This window comes from Enterobacter sp. HG048 (assembly GCF_024702055.1).
In the GTDB taxonomy this organism is placed as follows: domain Bacteria; phylum Pseudomonadota; class Gammaproteobacteria; order Enterobacterales; family Enterobacteriaceae; genus Enterobacter; species Enterobacter dykesii.
In genome coordinates this window covers 114,043-133,889 of the sequence record NZ_JANLIZ010000004.1, presented here as the reverse complement: position 1 = coordinate 133,889, position 19,847 = coordinate 114,043, and the positions used below count along the sequence as shown (strand labels likewise).

The following is a 19,847-nucleotide window of genomic DNA, read 5'->3' as shown; positions in this document are numbered from 1 at the left end:
GGCGAATTACGGCCTTGTAGTAGAAGCAGAATTAACAAACCACTGCTGGATGTTACCCATCGCGCTATGCGAGGTATCCAGAATCGGCTGCGGGAAGAAGCCCAGCAGAACCAGCAGTACGACCAGCAGCAGGATGATGAACAGCTCACGCAGCGACATCCCCGGCAGTTCTTGTGCAGCAATTTCGCTCTTCGCTTTACCGAAGTATGCGCGGTGCAGCATCGCCAGCGAGTACACGGAAGCGAACACCAGACCAAAGGTGGAGATCACGGTAATCACCGGTACCACTTTGAAGCTGCCGAACAGAATCATAAATTCGCCGACGAAGTTACCGGTACCCGGCATCCCCAGGGTGGCAACCGCGAAGAACATGGAGAGCGCTGGCAGCCATTTAATTTTGCTCCACAGGCCGCCCATCATACGCATGTCGCGGGTATGCAGACGTTCATACAGCTGGCCGCACAGGATGAAGAGGCCGGCTGCGGACAGACCGTGCGCAATCATCTGGATCACCGCGCCCTGGTACGCCAGCTGGCTGCCGGTGTAGATAGCAATCAGCACGAAGCCCATGTGGGAAACGGAGGTATAGGCAATCAGACGCTTGATGTCGTACTGCGTGAAGGCCATCCAGGCACCGTAGAAGATACCGATCACACCCAGCCACATGGCAATCGGTGCGAACTCTGCGGAGGCATTCGGGAACAGCGGCAGTGCGAAACGCAGCAGACCGTAGGCCGCCGTTTTCAGCAAGATGCCCGCCAGGTCAACGGAACCCGCCGTTGGTGCCTGAGAGTGCGCGTCTGGCAGCCAGCCGTGCAGCGGAACGACCGGCATTTTCACCGCGAACGCGATGAAGAAGCCCAGCATCAGCAGGTATTCAACGCCGTGGGACATTGGCGTCTTCAGCAAATCTTCGTAGTTGAAGGTCCAGGTTCCGGTCGCGTTGTGGTGAACAAACACCAGCGCCAGAATGGCAATCAACATCACCAGACCACTCGCCTGGGTATAGATGAAGAACTTGGTTGCCGCCGTGATACGCGTTTTACCGTCGGACGCCTTGTGGCCCCACAGCGCGATCAGGAAGTACATCGGCACCAGCATCATCTCCCAGAAGAAGAAGAACAGGAACATGTCGATGGCAAGGAACACGCCGATCACGCCGCCCAGGATCCACATCAGGTTCAGGTGGAAGAAGCCCTGGTATTTTTCGATTTCTCGCCAGGAGCAAAGTACCGCCAGAACGCCGAGCAGACCGGTCAGCACCACCATCAGCAGCGACAGACCGTCAATCGCCAGGTGGATCGTAATGCCGAAACGCGGGATCCACGGCAGGATGAACTCAGACTGCCACTGCGGAATGCCCGCAGACTGGGTCAGTGAGTAACCGCCCTGCAACCACAGTTGCAGACCAAGCGCGAGCGTCAATCCCATGGTGATCAGCGCGATCCAGCGCGGCATCTTCACGCCAAAGCGTTCAGTCTGCCAGCACAGGAAGCCGCCGATGAAGGGAATTAATATTAGCCAGGGTAGTAACATGGCGATTTACATTCCTTTTTAAGGCCCCCAGCAGGGGCCTGATTTTCAACGAATTCGAATAAAATTCACTTAACGATCAACGCAACACCATCAGCAGCGCCAGCACGACAACCGCACCGATGCTCATTGACGCTACATACCAGCGCAGGTAACCGTTCTCGCTATACAGCAGGCCTTTACCTGCAAAGCGGGAAAGGATCGCCGGGATATTCATCAGGCTGTTTAGTGGGTCGCGCTTCAGCAGCCACGCAATGCCCAGGAACGGCTTAACGAAGATCATGTCGTACAGCCAGTCGAAGCCCCACGCGTTGTACCACCAGGTGCCCAGCAGACGGCCCGGCGCACTGTTGGCAACGGCAGTCACCAGCGTACGTTTGCCCAGCCACAGCCATGCAGCGATCAGGATGCCCGCGATAGCGACCACACCGGAGGTGATTTCAAGCGTCAGAACGCGACCGTGCTCAAGCTCGGTGGTGTCTGGCAGTACGCCCTGCAGCGGCGGCACAATCATCGCGCCAACGAAGGTGGACAGTACCAGCAGCACAATCAGCGGCAGGTGGTGGGTAATCCCCTTCCCTGCGTGAGCATGAATTTGTTCTTTACCGTGGAATACGATGAAAATCATACGGAAGGTATACAGGGAGGTCATGAACGCACCGACCAGACCCGCAACCATCAGATTGATATGACCATTCGCCATGGCACCCGCAAGGATTTCGTCCTTACTGAAGAAGCCCGCGGTGATCAGCGGCAGTGCCGCCAGCGCCGCGCCGCCCACCAGGAAGCAGACATAAACCAGCGGGATGGACTTACGCAGTCCGCCCATCTTGAAGATGTTCTGCTCGTGATGGCAGGCCAGAATCACGGAACCAGACGAGAGGAACAGCAGCGCTTTAAAGAACGCGTGCGTCATCAGGTGGAAAATGGCTGCGTCCCACGCCTGAACGCCCAGCGCCAGGAACATGTAGCCAATCTGGCTCATGGTGGAATACGCGAGAACGCGTTTGATGTCGGTCTGCACCAGCGCGGCAAAGCCTGCCAGCACCAGCGTGACCGCACCGACGATACCCACCAGATGCAGAATTTCCGGGGTCATCAGGAACAGGCCATGGGTACGCGCAATCAGGTAAACACCGGCGGTGACCATGGTCGCGGCGTGGATCAGCGCGGAGACAGGGGTTGGACCCGCCATCGCGTCGGCCAGCCACGTCTGCAACGGCAGCTGCGCGGATTTACCCACGGCGCCACCCAGCAGCATCAGCGTTGCCCACCACAGCATATTGTTGCCTGCAGCGAAGTGTGCCGGCGCCAGTTCCACCATTTCGCGGAAGTTCAGCGTGCCCAGTTCGTTGTAAAGAATGAACAGCGCGAAAGCGAGGAAGACGTCACCCACGCGGGTCACGACGAACGCTTTCATGGCCGCTGCGCCATTCTTCGGATCGGTGTAGTAGAAACCGATCAGCAGGTAAGAACACAGACCTACGCCTTCCCAGCCCAGATACATCAGCAGCAGGTTATCGGCCAGCACCAGAACCACCATGCTGGCGATAAACAGGTTGGTATAGGCGAAGAAGCGGGAGTAACCCTCTTCACCGCGCATATACCAGGAGGCGAACATGTGGATCAGGAAGCCAACGCCGGTGACCACGGAGAGCATGGTCAGCGAGAGGCCGTCCAGCACCAGGTTGAAGCCGATGTTGAAATCACCGACCGACATCCAGGTCCACAGCGGCACGCTGAAAGGCTGACGCCCGTTGTTAAAGAAGTCGATACCCGCATACGCTGTGACCAGCGCAGCCAGGCCGATGGAGCCAATGCCCACGGTCGCAGACAGATTCTCAGACCAGCGGCCGCGAGAAAACGCCAGCAGCACGAAGCCAATCAGCGGAAAAATAATGGTTAAGGCAAGCATGTTCATCCACGCAACTCACTTACTGAATCGATGTTCAGGTTCTGGCGGCGACGATGGAGCTGCAGCAACAGCGCCAGGCCAATACTCGCTTCGGCAGCCGCGAGGCTGATGGCGAGAATGTACATCACCTGACCATCGGTCTGGCCCCAGTAGCTTCCGGCGACCACGAAGGCCAGCGCGGAGGCGTTAATCATGATTTCCAGACCGATCAGCATAAACAGCAGATTGCGGCGGATAACCAGACCGGTCAGACCCAGAACGAATAAAATCGCAGCGAGGATCAGTCCATGTGTTAAGGGGATCATGCGCGCTCCTCCGTTTTTCTTTTCGCGCGGTCGTCAGTGCGGTTGCTCAGCACCTCGCCAGCACGCTCTTCGCGGCCAACGTGGAAAGCAACAACCAGACCAGCCAGCAGCAGCATTGAGGCCAGTTCAACCGCCAGAACGTATGGTCCAAAGAGGGTAATACCGACCTCTTTAGCGCCGATCGGCGTGCCGTCGATGCCCTGATCGTTGACGCCCAGAATGGCGTAAACAATCACCGCCAGCATGATGGCCGACAAAATTGCCGGGCCGATCCACACCTGCGGTTTTAACCACTGACGTTCCTGCTCAATCTCAGAGCCGCCCAGGTTCAGCATCATCACCACGAACACGAACAGCACCATAATGGCCCCGGCGTAGACGATGATTTCCAGCGCACCGGCGAAGTGTGCGCCCAGTGCGAAGAACACTCCGGAAATAGCCAGCAGGGAGATGATTAAGTACAGCAGCGCATGCACCGGATTGGTGTGCGTAATCACTCGCAGCGTAGCCAGGATGGCGATAAGGCCACAGATATAAAAAGCGAATTCCATTGCCCTCTCCTTACGGTAACAGGCTCTTGACGTCGATAGGCTTAGCTTCGTTCTCTGCTTCACCCTTATCTTTGCCGTCGATTGCCATACCCGCCATCCGGTAGAAGTTATATTCCGGGTATTTGCCCGGACCGGAAATCAGCAGATCCTCTTTCTCGTACACCAGGTCCTGACGCTTGTACTCACCCAGCTCGAAGTCTGGAGTCAGCTGAATCGCCGTGGTTGGGCACGCTTCTTCACACAGACCGCAGAAGATGCAGCGTGAGAAGTTGATGCGGAAGAACTCAGGGTACCAGCGGCCGTCTACCGTCTCTGCTTTCTGCAGAGAGATACAGCCTACCGGACACGCTACCGCACACAGGTTACAGGCAACGCAGCGCTCGGAACCGTCCGGGTCGCGCGTCAGCACGATACGACCACGGTAGCGCGGCGGCAGATATACCGGCTCTTCCGGGTACATCCGGGTTTCGCGTTTGGCAAACGCGTGCAGGCCGATCATCCAGATACTGCGTACCTGGGTACCGAAGCCTACCAGTAATTCTTTTAAGGTCATGGTCTATAGCCCCTTATGGCTGCTGCCAGAGAATGACAGCGGCCGTTACCAACAAGTTGACGAGCGTCAGCGGCAGGCACACTTTCCAGCCGAAGGACATTACCTGGTCGTAACGCGGACGCGGTAACGCTGCGCGAATCAAAATGAACATCATCATGAAGAACGCGGTTTTCAGCGCGAACCAGATGAACGGCGGTAAGAACGGGCCATGCCAGCCACCGAAGAACAGCGTTACCATCAACGCGGAAATGGTGACGATACCGATGTACTCGCCCACGAAGAACAGACCGAATTTCATACCGGAATATTCAATGTGGTAACCGTCGGCCAGTTCCTGTTCGGCTTCTGGCTGGTCAAACGGATGACGGTGACACACCGCCACGCCCGCGATAGCAAAGGTAATAAACCCAAAGAACTGCGGGATAACGTTCCAGATGTCGGCCTGGTTATTGACGATGTCGGTCATGTTGAATGAACCGGCCTGCGCCACCACGCCCATCAGGGAGAGCCCCAGGAACACTTCGTAGCTCAGCGTCTGCGCGGAAGCACGCATCGCACCCAGCAGCGAGTATTTGTTGTTACTGGACCAGCCTGCGAACAGCACCGCGTAAACCGCGAGGCCTGCCATCATCAGGAAGAACAGAATGCCGATGTTCAGATCGGCGACCACCCAGGTCGGGCTGACCGGAACGATAGCAAACGCCAGCAGAAGCGAGGTGAAGGCGATCATCGGTGCCAGAGTAAAGATCACGCGGTCCGAGAAGCGCGGGATCCAGTCCTCTTTAAAGAACATCTTGATCATGTCCGCGACCAGCTGGAGTGAACCACCCCAGCCCACGCGGTTCGGTCCGTAACGGTTCTGGAACAGACCGAGCAGACGACGTTCACCAAAGCTCATGAACGCGCCGCAGGTGACCACCACCAGCAGGATAACAATCGCTTTCAGAATGCTCAGCAGGATGTCGATAAGATCCGGCGTTAACCAACTCATGCTTTTGCCTCCTGCAGATTATCAAGACGCGCACCCGCCAGAACCGGCGCGATGCCAGGCATACCCATCGGCAGACCGACCTGCCCTGCTGTCAGACTTTCAGAAATAATCAGCGGCAGGCTGATGGTCTGGCCGTCATAGCTAAAGGCAATGTTCGCGCCCGCGTTAACGCCAAGCTTCGCGGCATCAGCCGGGTTAAGCTTGATGTACGGCTGCGGCATACGGGTCTGGAAGACCGGTGAACGCTGGGACAGCTCGTCGCTACCGAACAGATGGTAGTACGGCGCGATACGCCAGTTGCCTTCCTGCGCCTGGAAGCTCGCTGGAACGGTGGTGAAGAAGTCCAGACCGGTTTCGGAGGCTTCAATCAGGCGCACGCCCGGATCGCCGTGACGCAGGGAGCCACCCACTTCAGCCTGGAACTTGTTCCATGCCTGCGGGGAGTTCCAGCCCGGCGCCCATGCGAATGGGATTTGCGAACGCGGCGCAGACGGCTGGTTGTTCCCTTCCATAGAGAAGGCGAACATGGTGTCTTTATCCTGCGGCTGACGCGGTTCGTGCACGCTGATATTGGCGCGCATCGCGGTACGGCCGCTGTAGCGGTGCGGTTCACGCGCCAGTTTCTGGCCGCGAATGCGGAAGCTTGCTTCAGGTGCGGCATCTTTAATGCCTGCCAGCTGAGGCAGTTTTTCGACTACCGCGTCGATAACGTGGTCGAGCTGCGTCCAGTCCACTTCACGGCTCTGCACGGTGCTGTGTAGGGAGTGCAGCCAGCGCCAGCTTTCCAGCATCACGGTGTTGCTGTCGTAATACGCCGGATCGTAAACCTGGAAGAAACGCTGGGCGCGACCTTCGTTGTTGATAACGGTACCGTCGCTTTCTGCGAAGCTTGCCGCAGAGAGCACCAGGTGCGCTTTATCCATAATCGCGGTGCGCTGATGGTCAATGACCATTACCAGCGGCGCTTTGGAGAGCGCGGCGTCAACGCGAGCGGCAGAGGCGTGGCGATGCAGATCGTTTTCCAGCACCACAACGGCGTCAGCGGAACCGGATTCCAGTTCGCTTAACGCTGCTTCCAGCGAGCCGCCGCCAATCATACCCAGACCGATGCTGTTCACCGCACGGGCAATCATGGTCACGCCGACGTCCGCACCGCGGCCTTTCAGGGCTTTGGCAACGTTGGCTGCCGCCTGAATGATCTCGGCGCTACCGGCGTTAGTCCCGGAAATAATCAGCGGTTTCTTCGCACCCGCCAGGGCCTGAACAATCACGTCAACCTTGTTTTGCAGGTCGCGATCCAGTTCAACGGCCGGCGAGCTGCTGTCCAGCGCGTGGGCAATGGCAAAGCCGAGGCGCGCCTGATCTTCAACCGGCGCGCAGTAGGTCCACGCGGCGATATCGTCCAGACGGGTGTTGTCGACGTTGGTCACAAACAGAGGATGCTTCGCGCGCTGGCCGATGTTGAGGATCGCCGCAATCTGCCAGTCAGCCACTTTCTGCGCCGCTGCCATTTCACGTGCTTTCCCCTTCACCGCCTGGCGAACCGCCAGAGCCGCACGTGCGCCCGTCTGCGTCAGGTCTTCACCCAGCACCAGGACCGCATCATAAGATTCAATTTCGCGCAGCGCAGGGGTATGAATACCGCCTTCACGCAGCACTTTCAGTACCAGCTGCAGACGTTCCTGCTCGCCCTGAGCGATACCGGTATAGAAGTTTTCCGCGCCAACCAGCTCGCGCAGCGCGAAGTTGCTTTCAATGCTGGCGCGCGGGGAGCCGATACCGATCACTTTCTTCGACTGGCGCAGAATATCTGCCGCGCCCTGCATCGCCTGCTCGGCGTTCAGGGTAATGAAGTCGTCACCACGGCGCTGAACCGGCTGACGCGGACGGTCTTTCAGGTTCACATAGCCATAGCCGAAACGACCGCGGTCGCAGAGGAAGTAGTGGTTAACGGTACCGTTGTAACGGTTTTCGATACGACGCAGTTCGCCGTAACGCTCACCCGGGCTGGTGTTACAGCCGAGGGAACACTGCTGGCAGATGCTTGGCGCAAACTGCATGTCCCATTTACGGTTGTAACGCTCGGAGTGGGTTTTATCCGTGAATACGCCGGTCGGGCAGATTTCTACCAGGTTACCGGAGAATTCGCTTTCCAGCGTACCGTCTTCCGGACGACCAAAGTAGACGTTGTCATGCGCGCCATACACGCCCAGATCCTGACCGTCTGCGTAGTCTTTGTAGTAACGCACGCAGCGGTAGCAGGCGATGCAGCGGTTCATTTCGTGAGAGATGAACGGCCCCAGGTCCTGGTTACGGTGGGTACGCTTGGTAAAGCGATAGCGACGGAAGCTGTGGCCGGTCATCACGGTCATATCCTGAAGGTGGCAGTTACCGCCCTCTTCACAGACCGGACAGTCGTGCGGGTGGTTGGTCATCAACCATTCCACAACGCTTTCGCGGAACTGTTTGGCTTCTTCGTCATCAATCGAAATAAAAGTGCCTTCGGTGGCTGGCGTCATACAGGACATCACCAGGCGACCACGCGTGTCTTCCGCGTTTTGATATTGCTTCACCGCACACTGGCGGCAAGCACCGACGCTGCCCAGCGCCGGATGCCAGCAAAAGTACGGAATATCGAGGCCAAGAGACAGACAAGCTTCCAGCAGGTTGTCCGCCCCGTTGACTTCGTATTCTTTGCCGTCTACATGAATCGTAGCCATTAGCATGCTTCCAGTTGGCTCGGTCGAAACCGAGCGTTAATCAAAATTCTTGTCGTTACCAGCGCGCTTTAAGCAGGTTCGGCTGAATCCCATTGATGGCATGGGTATTGCTGAACGGCTGCTTGATGCCTGCTTCGAACTCGTCGCGGAAATATTTGATCGCGCTCTGCAGAGGTTCGACGGCACCCGGTGCGTGGGCACAGAAGGTTTTACCCGGGCCTAAGAATCGACACAGTTGCTCAAGCGTCTCGATATCCCCAGGCTGGCCTTCGCCACGTTCGATTGCACGCAGGATCTTCACGCTCCACGGCAGACCATCACGGCACGGTGTACACCAGCCGCAGGACTCACGGGCGAAGAACTCTTCCAGGTTACGCACCAGCGAGACCATGCCGATCTCGTGGTCGACGGCCATCGCCAGCGCCGTACCCAGACGGCTGCCTGCTTTACCAATACTTTCGAATTCCATTGGCAGATCAAGGTGGGCTTCGGTCAGGAAGTCTGTCCCTGCCCCACCCGGCTGCCAGGCTTTGAATTTCAGGCCATCGCGCATGCCGCCGGCATAATCTTCAAGAATTTCGCGTGCGGTGGTACCGAACGGCAGTTCCCAGACGCCAGGATTTTTAACGCGACCAGAGAAGCCCATCAGCTTGGTTCCGGCATCTTTGCTTGAGGAGATGCCCTGATACCACTCCACGCCGTTGGCGAGGATAGCCGGAACGTTACACAGGGTTTCAACGTTGTTTACGCAGGTCGGTTTACCCCATACGCCGGAACTTGCCGGGAACGGTGGCTTGGAACGCGGGTTCGCGCGGCGGCCTTCCAGGGAGTTAATCAGCGCGGTTTCTTCACCGCAGATATAACGCCCTGCACCGGTGTGCACGAACAGCTCAAAGTCAAAGCCGGTTCCCAGGATGTTTTTACCCAGCAGGCCTGCTTCGGTGGCTTCGGCAATCGCGCGACGCAGGTTTTCCGCCGCTTCAATGTACTCACCGCGCAGGAAGATGTAGCCACGGTAGGCTTTCAGCGCGAACGCGGAGATCAGCATGCCTTCCACCAGCAGGTGCGGCAGCTGTTCCATCAGCAGGCGGTCTTTATAGGTGCCCGGCTCCATTTCATCGGCGTTACACAGCAGGTAACGGATGTTCATGGATTCGTCTTTCGGCATCAGGCTCCACTTCAGACCGGTGGAGAAGCCCGCACCGCCGCGCCCTTTCAGGCCGGAGTCTTTCACTGCGTTAACGATGTCGTCCGGCGCCATGCCGCCAAGGGCTTTACGCGCGCCGGCATAGCCGTTTTTGCTCTGGTATTCGTCGAGCCATACCGGCTGTTTGTCATCGCGCAGACGCCAGGTCAGCGGATGCGTCTCAGCAGTACGAATTACAGTTTTCATTTGTACTGCTCCAGCAGGTCAGGAATCGCTTCCGGCGTCAGATGGCTGTGAGTGTCCTCATCAATCATCATGGTCGGCCCCTTGTCGCAGTTACCCAGGCAGCAGGTTGGCAGCAGGGTAAAGCGTCCATCGAACGTGGTCTGGCCCGGCTTGATATTGAGCTTTTTCTCAATCGCAGCCTGAATACCCTGATAACCGGTAATGTGGCAGACCACGCTGTCACAGTAGCGGATCACATGGCGGCCAACCGGCTGACGGAAGATCTGGCTGTAGAACGTGGCCACGCCTTCTACGTCGCTTGCCGGAATACCCAGCACTTTCGCGATCTCATAGATCGCCCCATCCGGCACCCAACCACGCTGTTTCTGTACGATTTTCAGCGCTTCAATGGACGCCGCACGCGGGTCTTCGTAGTGGTGCATCTCGTGCTCAATGGCGGCACGTTCTGCTTCACTCAGCTCAAAAGCCTCGGTTTGTGGTTGTTGATTCTCGTGCATAATTAGCGGTCCACATCTGACATAACAAAATCGATACTACCCAGATACACAATCAGGTCGGAGACCAGACTGCCGCGGATGGCGGACGGGATCTGCTGCAGGTGCGCAAAGCTCGGCGTACGCACGCGGGTACGGTAGCTCATGGTGCTGCCGTCACTGGTCAGGTAGTAACTGTTAATACCCTTGGTCGCTTCAATCATCTGGAAGGATTCTTGCGCCGGCATGACCGGACCCCAGGAAACCTGCAGGAAGTGGGTGATCAGGGTTTCGATATGTTGCAGCGTGCGCTCTTTCGGTGGCGGCGTCGTCAGCGGGTGATCCGCCTTGAACGGGCCTTCCGGCATGTTGTTGAGGCACTGCTCAAGGATGCGCAGACTCTGACGCAGCTCTTCTACTTTCAGCATCACGCGGGTGTAGCAGTCGGAGACACCGCCGCCCACCGGGACTTCAAAGTCGAAGTTCTCGTAGCCAGAGTAAGGACGGGCTTTACGCACGTCGAAATCAATACCGGTCGCACGCAGACCTGCACCTGTCGTCCCCCACTCCAGCGCTTCTTTCGCGCCGTAGGCAGCAACGCCCTGGGAACGGCCTTTCAGAATGGTGTTACGCAGCGCGGCTTTCTCGTATGACGCCAGACGTTTTGGCATCCAGTCGAGGAACTCACGCAGCAGACGGTCCCAGCCGCGCGGCAGATCGTGTGCCACGCCGCCGATACGGAACCAGGCCGGGTGCATACGGAAACCGGTAATCGCTTCCACCAGATCGTAGATTTTCTGACGGTCGGTAAAGGCGAAGAAGACCGGGGTCATCGCGCCGACGTCCTGAATGAACGTGGAGATGTACAGCAGGTGGCTGTTGATACGGAACAGTTCTGAGAGCATAACGCGAATCACGTTAACGCGATCCGGCGTAACGATACCCGCCAGTTTCTCAACAGCCAGCACGTATGGCATCTCGTTGACGCAGCCGCCGAGGTACTCGATACGGTCGGTATACGGAATGTAGCTGTGCCAGGACTGACGCTCGCCCATCTTCTCAGCGCCACGGTGGTGGTAGCCGATGTCAGGCACGCAGTCGACAATCTCTTCGCCATCAAGCTGAAGAATAATACGGAATGCACCGTGCGCAGACGGGTGGTTTGGACCGAGGTTGAGGAACATGAAGTCCTCGTTGTCGGTACCGCGCTTCATGCCCCAGTCTTCCGGTTTGAAGGTCAGCGCTTCCATTTCCAAATCCTGCTTGGCTTTAGTCAGCTCAAACGGATCGAATTCGGTTGCACGCGCAGGGTAGTCTTTACGCAGCGGGTGGCCGGTCCAGGTCTGCGGCATCATGATGCGCGTCAGATGCGGGTGGCCGTCGAAGGTCATGCCGAACATTTCCCAGGTTTCACGCTCATACCAGTTCGCGTTCGGGAAAAGTTTGGTGATCGTCGGCAGATGCATGTCGTTTTCAGACAATGCCACCTTGAGCATGATATCCGTATTACGGTCTATTGAGATCAGGTGGTAGAAAACGGAAAAATCCGCAGCAGGGAGACCCTGGCGGTGGGTACGCAGACGTTCATCCATGCCGTGTAAGTCAAACAGCATGACGTACGGTTTTGGCAATTTCTTGAGGAAATCGACAACTTCCAGTAATTGCTCACGCTTCACCCAAACAACGGGTACCCCGGTGCGGGTAGCCTGAACAGTAAAGGCATCCGGCCCAAAACGGTTGCGCAGTTCGCCAATGACTGGGTCATCCAGATGATCCCGGGTCTGCCAGGCGGCTTCTTGCGCGGTTAAGTCGGTCATATTGTTCACCATTGCAAATGGTCCGTGGTGACTGTAGAGCCTGGCTTCGCGCTATTTGAGTAGTGATATGCGAAGGTGTTCTCCAGGCCTACAGGCGCAAATTAAATTTCGTCAGGCGTACGCAGGTTGGTGACGGCAATACGTTCACCACGTTTACGCTCGCGCTCAGACTGCATGTTCGCGCGATACACACCCTGATCGCCAACCACCCACGACAGTGGGCGACGTTCTTTACCGATAGACTCCTGCAGCAGCATCAGCGCCTGCATGTAGGCTTCCGGACGTGGCGGACAACCCGGGATGTACACATCCACTGGGATAAATTTATCTACGCCCTGCACGACGGAATAAATGTCGTACATACCGCCAGAGTTTGCACATGCGCCCATGGAGATAACCCATTTTGGCTCCAGCATCTGGTCATAAAGACGCTGAATAACAGGTGCCATCTTGGTAAAGCACGTACCGGCAACCACCATCAGGTCAGCCTGACGCGGGGAAGCACGGAGTACCTCGGCCCCAAAACGCGCAACGTCATGCACCGCAGTGAATGACGTCACCATTTCAACGTAGCAGCAAGAAAGGCCAAAGTTGTAAGGCCAGATGGAGTTCTTACGACCCCAGTTGACCATATCGTGCATGGCATGTTCGAGTTTGCCCATGTACACGCTTTTATTGACTTCTTGCTCCAGGGGGTCGGTTACGATCTCCTGTTTTTGCAGGGGGTAACGGTCATTCTCACCGTTAGGATCTATGCGGGTGAGCGTATAATCCATCTTATTGCCTCGCTGTTACTGCTGACGATTAGAGATACTGTTTTCCGGGTTGACATGTTCACGACGTGAACGCGCAGGCGTCCAGTCAAGCGCGCCAATACGCACCAGATAAACCAGACCGGCCAGTAGCACTAAAATGAAAATTGCGGCCTCGACAAAGCCCACCCAACCACTTTCGCGGATGGACGTTGACCATGCGAAAAGGTAAAGCGCTTCCACGTCGAAGATGACGAAGAACATGGCTACCAGATAGAACTTGGCAGACAGGCGTAAGCGAGCGGTACCTACCGAATCAATACCTGATTCGAAAGGGGTGTTTTTGTGCCTTGCACGGGCGCGACCGCCCAGGAACCAGCCGCCGACTAACATCAGGCAGCACAGGCCAATGGCTACAATAAGAAAGATTGCGAATGCCCAGTGATGAGCGATGACTTCTGTGGATGTTGACATACTCATTGCTTACTCATCAAAAGTGATACCTACGACACTGCTCTTGCTGGCAGATGGGCATCACATCGATTCATGGGGAGGAACAAATAACCTTACACTAACTGTCAGAAATGAGACGTAGACAGCGAAATGATGGGGTTTTTTACTCCTTTCTATAACCTATTGTCAACTTTAACAAAGGTTTCTTCACATTAAATTACATCGAGCGATTCTCATTAACATTTGGTGCCCTTTAACCCTGGTGGGTGCATGACTTTCCGTCAAATGTATGTTGTTGAATCGTGTCCGTTTCGGAAGTAAAAAAAATAACCCTCCTATTTTGACAGGATTTGCCAACGATTCCTCCCCCCAAATAGGAGTATTTTCTTGATCTGTGACACGCTTTTGTTAATTCGACATGGAAAACGGCAACATATTTCCTGTTTTTTTAACATGAGAGGGATATGGTTGAAGTTAGAACGGAAAGTGGACAAGTTTTAAGCCAAAGCATCCAACTCATTGATAAGTAAGATAGCACCCTGAAAATCCATGTCCCTTAAGCGGGTATTGTTGTTTAAAAAAAGCCACTGCATGTGAAAATCACACGAGTGGCTTTTTTTTACACTTACATTTTGTTACCAGAATATTGAGCTATCGATCACTCAAAATCCCCTTCAACGATCAGGGAGTCATCCCCCCCTTCGGAGGTAATGCGCTCAAACTGCCACGGGTTATGGTAGTTTTCCATCGCCTCGAACACCACTTTGGCCAACTCGTTATGGCTGGACGAATTGTGGCAGAGCAGATATTCCGTATCCGGCAGCGCAGGGAGACCATCGGATTTCCCCAGGACGCGCAGATCGGGACTCATCATCTCTACCGGACGGGCCGTTACGCCCAGACCGGCCTTCACGGCGGCACGAACCGCTGGCAGCGTGGAAGCCACATACGCCAGTCGCCAAGGAATGTTGGCCTCATTCAGCGCCGTAAGCACCATATCGCGGAACGGGCTCGGGTCATCCAGTAAGACCAGCGGAACCGGCTCCCCTTTTTGCAGCACGTACTCGGCTGCGCAATACCAGTGCGTAGGTGATGTGCGCAACGTCAGGCAATCAAACTGCCCGGGACGATGCGTAGTCACTACAAGGTCGACTTTATGCTCATTTAACATCTCAACCATAAAGGCATTACGTTTTACGCTAACGTCCAGCGCAAGCTTCGGATAAACCGAACTAATACGGTTGAGAAGAAACGGCAATATTGTATCCGCTGACTCATCAGATGCGCCTAACGTTAGCACCCCTTGAAGGTTGCTAAACATTAATGACATACATGCTTCATCATTAAAGCGAAGAATTTTCCTGGCATAACCCAGTAGCTGAATACCGTGTTCCGTTAAGAGCTTATTACGCCCGTGACGTGCAAAAAGCTCTTTACCAACCAGTTGCTCCAGCCGCTGCATTTGCTGGCTAACGGCGGACTGAGTTCGGCAAACGGCGGCAGCAGCTGCTGCAAAAGTGTTGAGATCGGCGACCGCAACAAACGTTCTCAGCAGATCGAGGTCGAGATTCATTATCGGACGATTTGCATTTATCATATCTATTCACTTTCAGGTTGCTCGTGCGGAGCTGCCCGGGTTGAAGCTGTGTGTAACAGTTAAGCAATTCCCTCTGAAGGTTTTCCCTCGCATCCCGGCCCGGCAGACTGCCTGACAGATAGTTATTGTGCTGCTTTATATCAACAGTCAGAAAGCACGTTTCATGACGTTATTTTTATTCTCTTAAACGTTAAGGATATTTAGATGTTCGCAGGTTTATGTAAATTACATTAAAGGTATAACACCTTTTCTGCCATCTTTATCGCAGCGCTGTCAACGTAGCAGGAGATGTTCGACACACTCCAGCCAGAGATAATTCCAACAATAACAATCAATTAATTCGAAAAGCCAGTGCCAGATATACAAAATTTTTGCATCTGTCCTCTGCTTTCCTGAAAGACATCTTAACCCAAATCCACTTTATTTATAAGTATTATTGCAATATTGAGGATTAAAGAAGAATGTTAAGCTTCTAAACTAATTTTATTAAAATTAACTAAAGTTGCATTTTATAGGTTAATAATAAATAAATTTTAATTTAGATTAAGACCATTCATTAATGGCACTTAACATTAATTTCACATGAGTAACTTTTAGCCACATTATGCTTTTACAGGCACATGTATCAAGCATTCAGGTTTTACGAAAAGTCACTCAGGGTGATTGCTACCCTTGTCAGGTTCACCACTTATTTTCACCAGCACAATATACAGAATTTTGTCAAAGGAATAGCATATTTAACCTGTCATATCGCGATGAGCACAACTTTAAGACAGTGAAAAAGCTAACGCACAGCGAAAAAGATTTATCAAAATTTTGCTTCCGGCACAAAATCTTCTACTGCACACCCTTCAAAACGAAGCGAGGGGGGAGTACATTATTCCGTGCTGACTTCCACGGCAGGGAGTGGCAATAATAGCGAAAAGGTTAAAGGTTCATGTCCCCTATCGAAAAATCCAGCAAGCTAGATAACGTCTGTTATGACATCCGCGGCCCGGTTCTGAAAGAGGCAAAACGCCTTGAAGAGGAAGGCAACAAGGTTCTGAAACTCAACATTGGTAACCCTGCGCCATTTGGTTTTGAAGCGCCGGATGAAATTCTGGTTGACGTGATCCGCAACCTTCCTACTGCGCAAGGCTATTGCGATTCAAAAGGCCTTTACTCCGCACGTAAAGCCATCATGCAGCATTATCAGGCACGCGGTATGCGCGATGTTACCGTTGAAGATATTTATATCGGCAACGGCGTCTCTGAACTGATCGTGCAGGCAATGCAGGCGCTGCTGAACAGCGGGGACGAAATGCTGGTTCCCGCGCCGGACTATCCGCTGTGGACGGCTGCCGTATCACTGTCGAGCGGGAAAGCCGTGCACTATCTGTGCGACGAGTCCTCCGACTGGTTCCCGGACCTCGATGATATTCGCGCAAAAATCACCCCCCGCACGCGCGGCATCGTGATCATTAACCCGAACAACCCAACGGGCGCGGTGTACTCAAAAGAGCTGCTGATGGAGATCGTCGAGCTCGCCCGCCAGCACAACCTGATCATCTTTGCCGACGAAATTTACGACAAGATCCTGTACGACGCGGCACAGCACCACTCCATCGCCGCGCTGGCCCCGGATCTGCTGACCGTCACCTTTAACGGCCTGTCTAAAACCTACCGCGTGGCCGGTTTCCGTCAGGGGTGGATGGTATTAAACGGTCCGAAAAAGCATGCCAAAGGCTATATTGAAGGGCTGGAAATGCTGGCCTCTATGCGTTTATGTGCCAACGTTCCGGCGCAGCACGCGATCCAGACGGCGCTGGGTGGTTATCAGAGCATTAGCGAGTTCATCGTTCCCGGTGGTCGCCTGTACGAACAGCGCAACCGCGCGTGGGAGCTGATCAACGATATACCGGGCGTCTCCTGCGTGAAGCCGAATGGCGCGCTTTATATGTTCCCGAAAATTGACGCAAAGCGCTTCAATATTCATGACGACCAGAAAATGGTGCTGGATTTCCTGCTGCAGGAAAAAGTGCTGCTGGTTCAGGGGACGGCGTTTAACTGGCCGTGGCCGGATCACGTGCGTATCGTGACGCTGCCGCGCGAAGATGACCTCGAAATGGCCATCAGCCGCTTCGGGCGCTTCCTCTCCGGGTACCATCAGTAATCTTAAAATCAGGCTACTTCGGTAGCCTGATTTGCATCTTCCCTCCCCTCCCCGCACAATGAACGCCTGTCGCAGTGAAGACAAAAGGTAACCTATGAGTCAGAGTCATTTCTTCGCCCACCTCTCCCGCCTGAAACTCATCAACCGCTGGCCGCTGATGCGCAACGTGCGCACAGAGAACGTGTCAGAGCACAGTCTGCAGGTTGCCATGGTTGCTCATGCGCTGGCCGCCATTAAAAACCGCAAATTCAACGGTCAGGTCAATCCAGAGCGCATCGCCCTGCTGGCGATGTACCACGATGCGTCGGAGGTGTTGACCGGCGACCTGCCCACGCCGGTGAAATATTTCAACTCGCAAATTGCGCAGGAATATAAGGCTATCGAGAAGATTGCCCAGCAGAAGCTGATTGACATGGTGCCGGATGAGTTGCGCGACATTTTTGAGCCGCTCATCGATGAGCATCAGTACACGGAAGATGAAAAGTCGCTGGTCAAGCAGGCCGACGCGCTCTGCGCCTACCTGAAGTGTCTGGAAGAGCTGTCCGCGGGGAATAACGAATTTTTACTGGCAAAAACGCGTCTGGAAAAAACGCTGGAATCCCGCCGCAGCGAAGAGATGGATTACTTTATGCAGGTGTTTGTACCGAGCTTCCATCTATCGCTGGATGAGATTAGCCAGGATTCGCCACTCTGATTTTCGCCCAGCGGCGCTGCGCTTGCAGGGCCTACGGGTTGTTGGCCGGGTAAGGCGCAGTCGCCACCCGGCAAAATTATCAGAACGGGAACAGGACCGGTATCAATATCACGCACACCAACATCACCAGCACGGTGAACGGCACGCCCAGCTTCACGAAATCACTGAACCTATAATTCCCGGGCCCCAGCACCAGCGTGTTAACCGGTGAAGAGACCGGCGTCATAAATGCCGCGGAAGCAGCCATCGCCACCATCATCGCAAAGGGATACGGCGACACGCCCATGGATTTGGCCATCGCCAGCGCAATCGGCGCCATCAGTACCGCCGTCGCGGTGTTGGAGATAAACAGACCGATGGTGGCGCACATGATAAACAGACAGACCAGCATCATGTACGGCCCATACCCGCCGCCAACGTCCATTAAGCCTTTAACGATCAGATCCACCCCGCCGGTTTTTTGCAGCGCCAGGGCGAAGGGCATCATCCCGACGATGAGAATAATGCTCGGCCAGTGAATGGCTTTATACGCGCTTTCGGCGTCAATGCAGCGGAATTTGCCCATCAACAGGCAGGCGATAATTGCCGCGACCGGATTGGGGATTTCATCGGTCAGCATCAGCGCCACCATAAGCACCAGACAAAAAATCGCATGGGGCGCCTGGCTGTGCGCCGGCGATGCGTCGCTCTCCTCGACAGGCATGTTGAGCACCACAAAATCGCGCCCTTTTTGCCCGAGCTGGCTAATCAGCTTCCAGTTACCGACAACGAGGAAGATATCGCCCAGCAGGATCGGCTCATCCACCACCGCCCCTTCCATCGCCACGCCATCGCGCTTCAGCCCCACGACATTCAGGCCATAGCGGGTTCGGAATCCCATTTCCCGCACGGTTTTACCCAACAGTTCCGATTCCGGGATCAGCGATACTTCGGCCATGCCGACATCCAGCGCCTGATCGGAGAAATACTCCCCGCGCAGTACCATCGGTTCCAGCAGCTGTTCGCTGCAAAACTCGCGCAGATCCACGTCCGCGGTGGACATATCAATCAGCAGGACGTCCCGCGCGCGGAATTCCGACACCCCGTTGACGTTGACGATCACCCGGCGAAAACGACGCCAGCGTTCTACGCCGATCACGTTCGCGCCATAGCGCTCACGCAGCTTCAGGTCGTCAAGACGCTGTCCCACCATCGGCGAACCGGGACGAATAGCCAGACGGCGCGCGCGCCCGGTGAGACGGTACTCTTTAATCAGATCGCGGAAGGTGCGTCGCTTCCACCCTTCTTTATTTTTGTCCTGTTTTTCACCTTTCAGGGCAAACCGGGTCAGCAGCATGTAGACCACGCCCATCACCAGAATGACCAGCCCAAGCGGGGTGACGCTGAAAAAACTGAAGCCCTGAAATCCTTCCCGGATAAGCTCGCTGTTGACGACCAGGTTCGGCGGCGTTGCCACCAGCGTCATCATGCCGCTGATCAAACCGGCAAAACTCAGGGGCATCATCAGGCGCGACGGCGAGATCTGCATCCGCATGGAGACGCTCAGCACCACCGGGATAAAGATGGCGACCACGCCCGTTGAGCTCATAAACGCTCCCAGTCCGGCGACGGTCACCATCAGATAGATCAGCATTTTGGTTTCGCTGCTGCCCGCTACCTTCACCAGCCACGATCCCATGATGGTCGCCACGCCGGTACGCACCAGCCCATCACCGATAATAAACAGGGCGGCAATCAGGATAACGTTGGGATCGCTAAACCCGGAGAAGGCCTCCGGCAGCGTGAGCGTACCGCTCAGCACAAATGCGACGATGACAAACAAGGCGACGGCGTCCATGCGTACCTTGCCCGTTGCAAAAAGAAGGATGGCGATTAAAAGCAGGCTCAGGACCCAAATCAGTTCACCGTTCACAACATGTCCTTGTCAGTGGGAGATGAGGAATTGTGC

Annotated in this window: 16 protein-coding genes; 2 read left to right on the top strand and 14 right to left on the bottom strand. The window is 55.2% G+C overall.

Going from position 1 to position 19,847, the window contains the following annotated elements:
• Nucleotides 1-6: 6 nt before the first annotated feature.
• From nuoM to lrhA, 13 genes are all read right to left on the bottom strand, one after another.
• On the bottom strand, nucleotides 7-1,536 hold the full coding sequence (nuoM, locus tag NUX24_RS07635) for an NADH-quinone oxidoreductase subunit M (RefSeq protein ID WP_023312532.1): 1,530 nt from the start codon (nucleotides 1,534-1,536) through the stop codon (nucleotides 7-9).
• Between the two features lie 76 nt (nucleotides 1,537-1,612).
• Nucleotides 1,613-3,454, bottom strand: coding sequence for an NADH-quinone oxidoreductase subunit L (gene nuoL / locus NUX24_RS07630; protein WP_014884634.1), 1,842 nt, complete (start codon nucleotides 3,452-3,454; stop codon nucleotides 1,613-1,615).
• Nucleotides 3,451-3,753, bottom strand: coding sequence for an NADH-quinone oxidoreductase subunit NuoK (gene nuoK / locus NUX24_RS07625; RefSeq protein ID WP_003861496.1), 303 nt, complete (start codon nucleotides 3,751-3,753; stop codon nucleotides 3,451-3,453). Before nuoK ends, nuoL begins: the two co-directional genes overlap by 4 nt.
• Entirely contained in the window at nucleotides 3,750-4,304 is a 555-nt protein-coding gene (gene nuoJ / locus NUX24_RS07620; RefSeq protein WP_023312534.1) for an NADH-quinone oxidoreductase subunit J, read from the bottom strand. The genes nuoK and nuoJ overlap by 4 nt, the downstream gene beginning before the upstream one ends.
• Before the next feature lie 10 nt (nucleotides 4,305-4,314).
• Nucleotides 4,315-4,857, bottom strand: a complete 543-nt coding sequence (gene nuoI, locus NUX24_RS07615; RefSeq protein ID WP_003861491.1) for an NADH-quinone oxidoreductase subunit NuoI — start codon at nucleotides 4,855-4,857, stop codon at nucleotides 4,315-4,317.
• 13 nt (nucleotides 4,858-4,870) lie between these two features.
• Complete coding sequence (gene nuoH / locus NUX24_RS07610) at nucleotides 4,871-5,848, bottom strand: NADH-quinone oxidoreductase subunit NuoH (protein WP_008500211.1); 978 nt, start codon at nucleotides 5,846-5,848, stop codon at nucleotides 4,871-4,873.
• Complete coding sequence (gene nuoG / locus NUX24_RS07605; RefSeq protein WP_257830680.1) at nucleotides 5,845-8,568, bottom strand: NADH-quinone oxidoreductase subunit NuoG; 2,724 nt, start codon at nucleotides 8,566-8,568, stop codon at nucleotides 5,845-5,847. The genes nuoH and nuoG overlap by 4 nt, the downstream gene beginning before the upstream one ends.
• Nucleotides 8,569-8,623: 55 nt before the next feature.
• Nucleotides 8,624-9,961 (bottom strand): NADH-quinone oxidoreductase subunit NuoF, encoded by a 1,338-nt coding sequence (gene nuoF, locus NUX24_RS07600; protein ID WP_023312536.1) that lies wholly within the window; start codon nucleotides 9,959-9,961, stop codon nucleotides 8,624-8,626.
• Nucleotides 9,958-10,458: an NADH-quinone oxidoreductase subunit NuoE gene (gene nuoE / locus NUX24_RS07595; protein WP_006176513.1), complete on the bottom strand. Its 501-nt coding sequence runs from the start codon at nucleotides 10,456-10,458 to the stop codon at nucleotides 9,958-9,960. Before nuoE ends, nuoF begins: the two co-directional genes overlap by 4 nt.
• Before the next feature lie 2 nt (nucleotides 10,459-10,460).
• Nucleotides 10,461-12,263: an NADH-quinone oxidoreductase subunit C/D gene (nuoC, locus tag NUX24_RS07590; protein ID WP_023312537.1), complete on the bottom strand. Its 1,803-nt coding sequence runs from the start codon at nucleotides 12,261-12,263 to the stop codon at nucleotides 10,461-10,463.
• A gap of 89 nt (nucleotides 12,264-12,352) precedes the next feature.
• Complete coding sequence (gene nuoB, locus NUX24_RS07585; RefSeq protein ID WP_003861482.1) at nucleotides 12,353-13,027, bottom strand: NADH-quinone oxidoreductase subunit NuoB; 675 nt, start codon at nucleotides 13,025-13,027, stop codon at nucleotides 12,353-12,355.
• 15 nt (nucleotides 13,028-13,042) lie between these two features.
• A complete protein-coding gene (nuoA, locus tag NUX24_RS07580) occupies nucleotides 13,043-13,483 on the bottom strand; it encodes an NADH-quinone oxidoreductase subunit NuoA (protein ID WP_257830678.1) in 441 nt (146 codons plus the stop codon).
• Between the two features lie 631 nt (nucleotides 13,484-14,114).
• On the bottom strand, nucleotides 14,115-15,053 hold the full coding sequence (lrhA, locus tag NUX24_RS07575; protein WP_047174162.1) for a transcriptional regulator LrhA: 939 nt from the start codon (nucleotides 15,051-15,053) through the stop codon (nucleotides 14,115-14,117).
• Nucleotides 15,054-15,990: 937 nt separating this feature from the next.
• Here lrhA and alaA point away from each other — a divergent pair.
• On the top strand, nucleotides 15,991-17,205 hold the full coding sequence (gene alaA / locus NUX24_RS07570) for an alanine transaminase AlaA (protein WP_008500204.1): 1,215 nt from the start codon (nucleotides 15,991-15,993) through the stop codon (nucleotides 17,203-17,205).
• A 94-nt stretch (nucleotides 17,206-17,299) separates the two neighbouring features.
• Complete coding sequence (yfbR, locus tag NUX24_RS07565; protein ID WP_023312539.1) at nucleotides 17,300-17,899, top strand: 5'-deoxynucleotidase; 600 nt, start codon at nucleotides 17,300-17,302, stop codon at nucleotides 17,897-17,899.
• 79 nt (nucleotides 17,900-17,978) lie between these two features.
• On the opposite strand, the gene NUX24_RS07560 is transcribed toward yfbR, so the two are convergent.
• Nucleotides 17,979-19,811, bottom strand: coding sequence for an SLC13 family permease (locus tag NUX24_RS07560; protein WP_257830673.1), 1,833 nt, complete (start codon nucleotides 19,809-19,811; stop codon nucleotides 17,979-17,981).
• Between the last annotated feature and the right edge of the window lie 36 nt (nucleotides 19,812-19,847).

Bases quoted from the DNA above. Each gene is read 5' to 3' on its own strand.
- nuoM (WP_023312532.1), bottom strand. From the start codon at position 1,536: ATGTTACTACCCTGGCTAATATTAATTCCCTTCATCGGCGGCTTCCTG.
- nuoL (WP_014884634.1), bottom strand. From the start codon at position 3,454: ATGAACATGCTTGCCTTAACCATTATTTTTCCGCTGATTGGCTTCGTG.
- nuoK (WP_003861496.1), bottom strand. From the start codon at position 3,753: ATGATCCCCTTAACACATGGACTGATCCTCGCTGCGATTTTATTCGTT.
- nuoJ (WP_023312534.1), bottom strand. From the start codon at position 4,304: ATGGAATTCGCTTTTTATATCTGTGGCCTTATCGCCATCCTGGCTACG.
- nuoI (WP_003861491.1), bottom strand. From the start codon at position 4,857: ATGACCTTAAAAGAATTACTGGTAGGCTTCGGTACCCAGGTACGCAGT.
- nuoH (WP_008500211.1), bottom strand. From the start codon at position 5,848: ATGAGTTGGTTAACGCCGGATCTTATCGACATCCTGCTGAGCATTCTG.
- nuoG (WP_257830680.1), bottom strand. From the start codon at position 8,568: ATGGCTACGATTCATGTAGACGGCAAAGAATACGAAGTCAACGGGGCG.
- nuoF (WP_023312536.1), bottom strand. From the start codon at position 9,961: ATGAAAACTGTAATTCGTACTGCTGAGACGCATCCGCTGACCTGGCGT.
- nuoE (WP_006176513.1), bottom strand. From the start codon at position 10,458: ATGCACGAGAATCAACAACCACAAACCGAGGCTTTTGAGCTGAGTGAA.
- nuoC (WP_023312537.1), bottom strand. From the start codon at position 12,263: ATGGTGAACAATATGACCGACTTAACCGCGCAAGAAGCCGCCTGGCAG.
- nuoB (WP_003861482.1), bottom strand. From the start codon at position 13,027: ATGGATTATACGCTCACCCGCATAGATCCTAACGGTGAGAATGACCGT.
- nuoA (WP_257830678.1), bottom strand. From the start codon at position 13,483: ATGAGTATGTCAACATCCACAGAAGTCATCGCTCATCACTGGGCATTC.
- lrhA (WP_047174162.1), bottom strand. From the start codon at position 15,053: ATGATAAATGCAAATCGTCCGATAATGAATCTCGACCTCGATCTGCTG.
- alaA (WP_008500204.1), top strand. From the start codon at position 15,991: ATGTCCCCTATCGAAAAATCCAGCAAGCTAGATAACGTCTGTTATGAC.
- yfbR (WP_023312539.1), top strand. From the start codon at position 17,300: ATGAGTCAGAGTCATTTCTTCGCCCACCTCTCCCGCCTGAAACTCATC.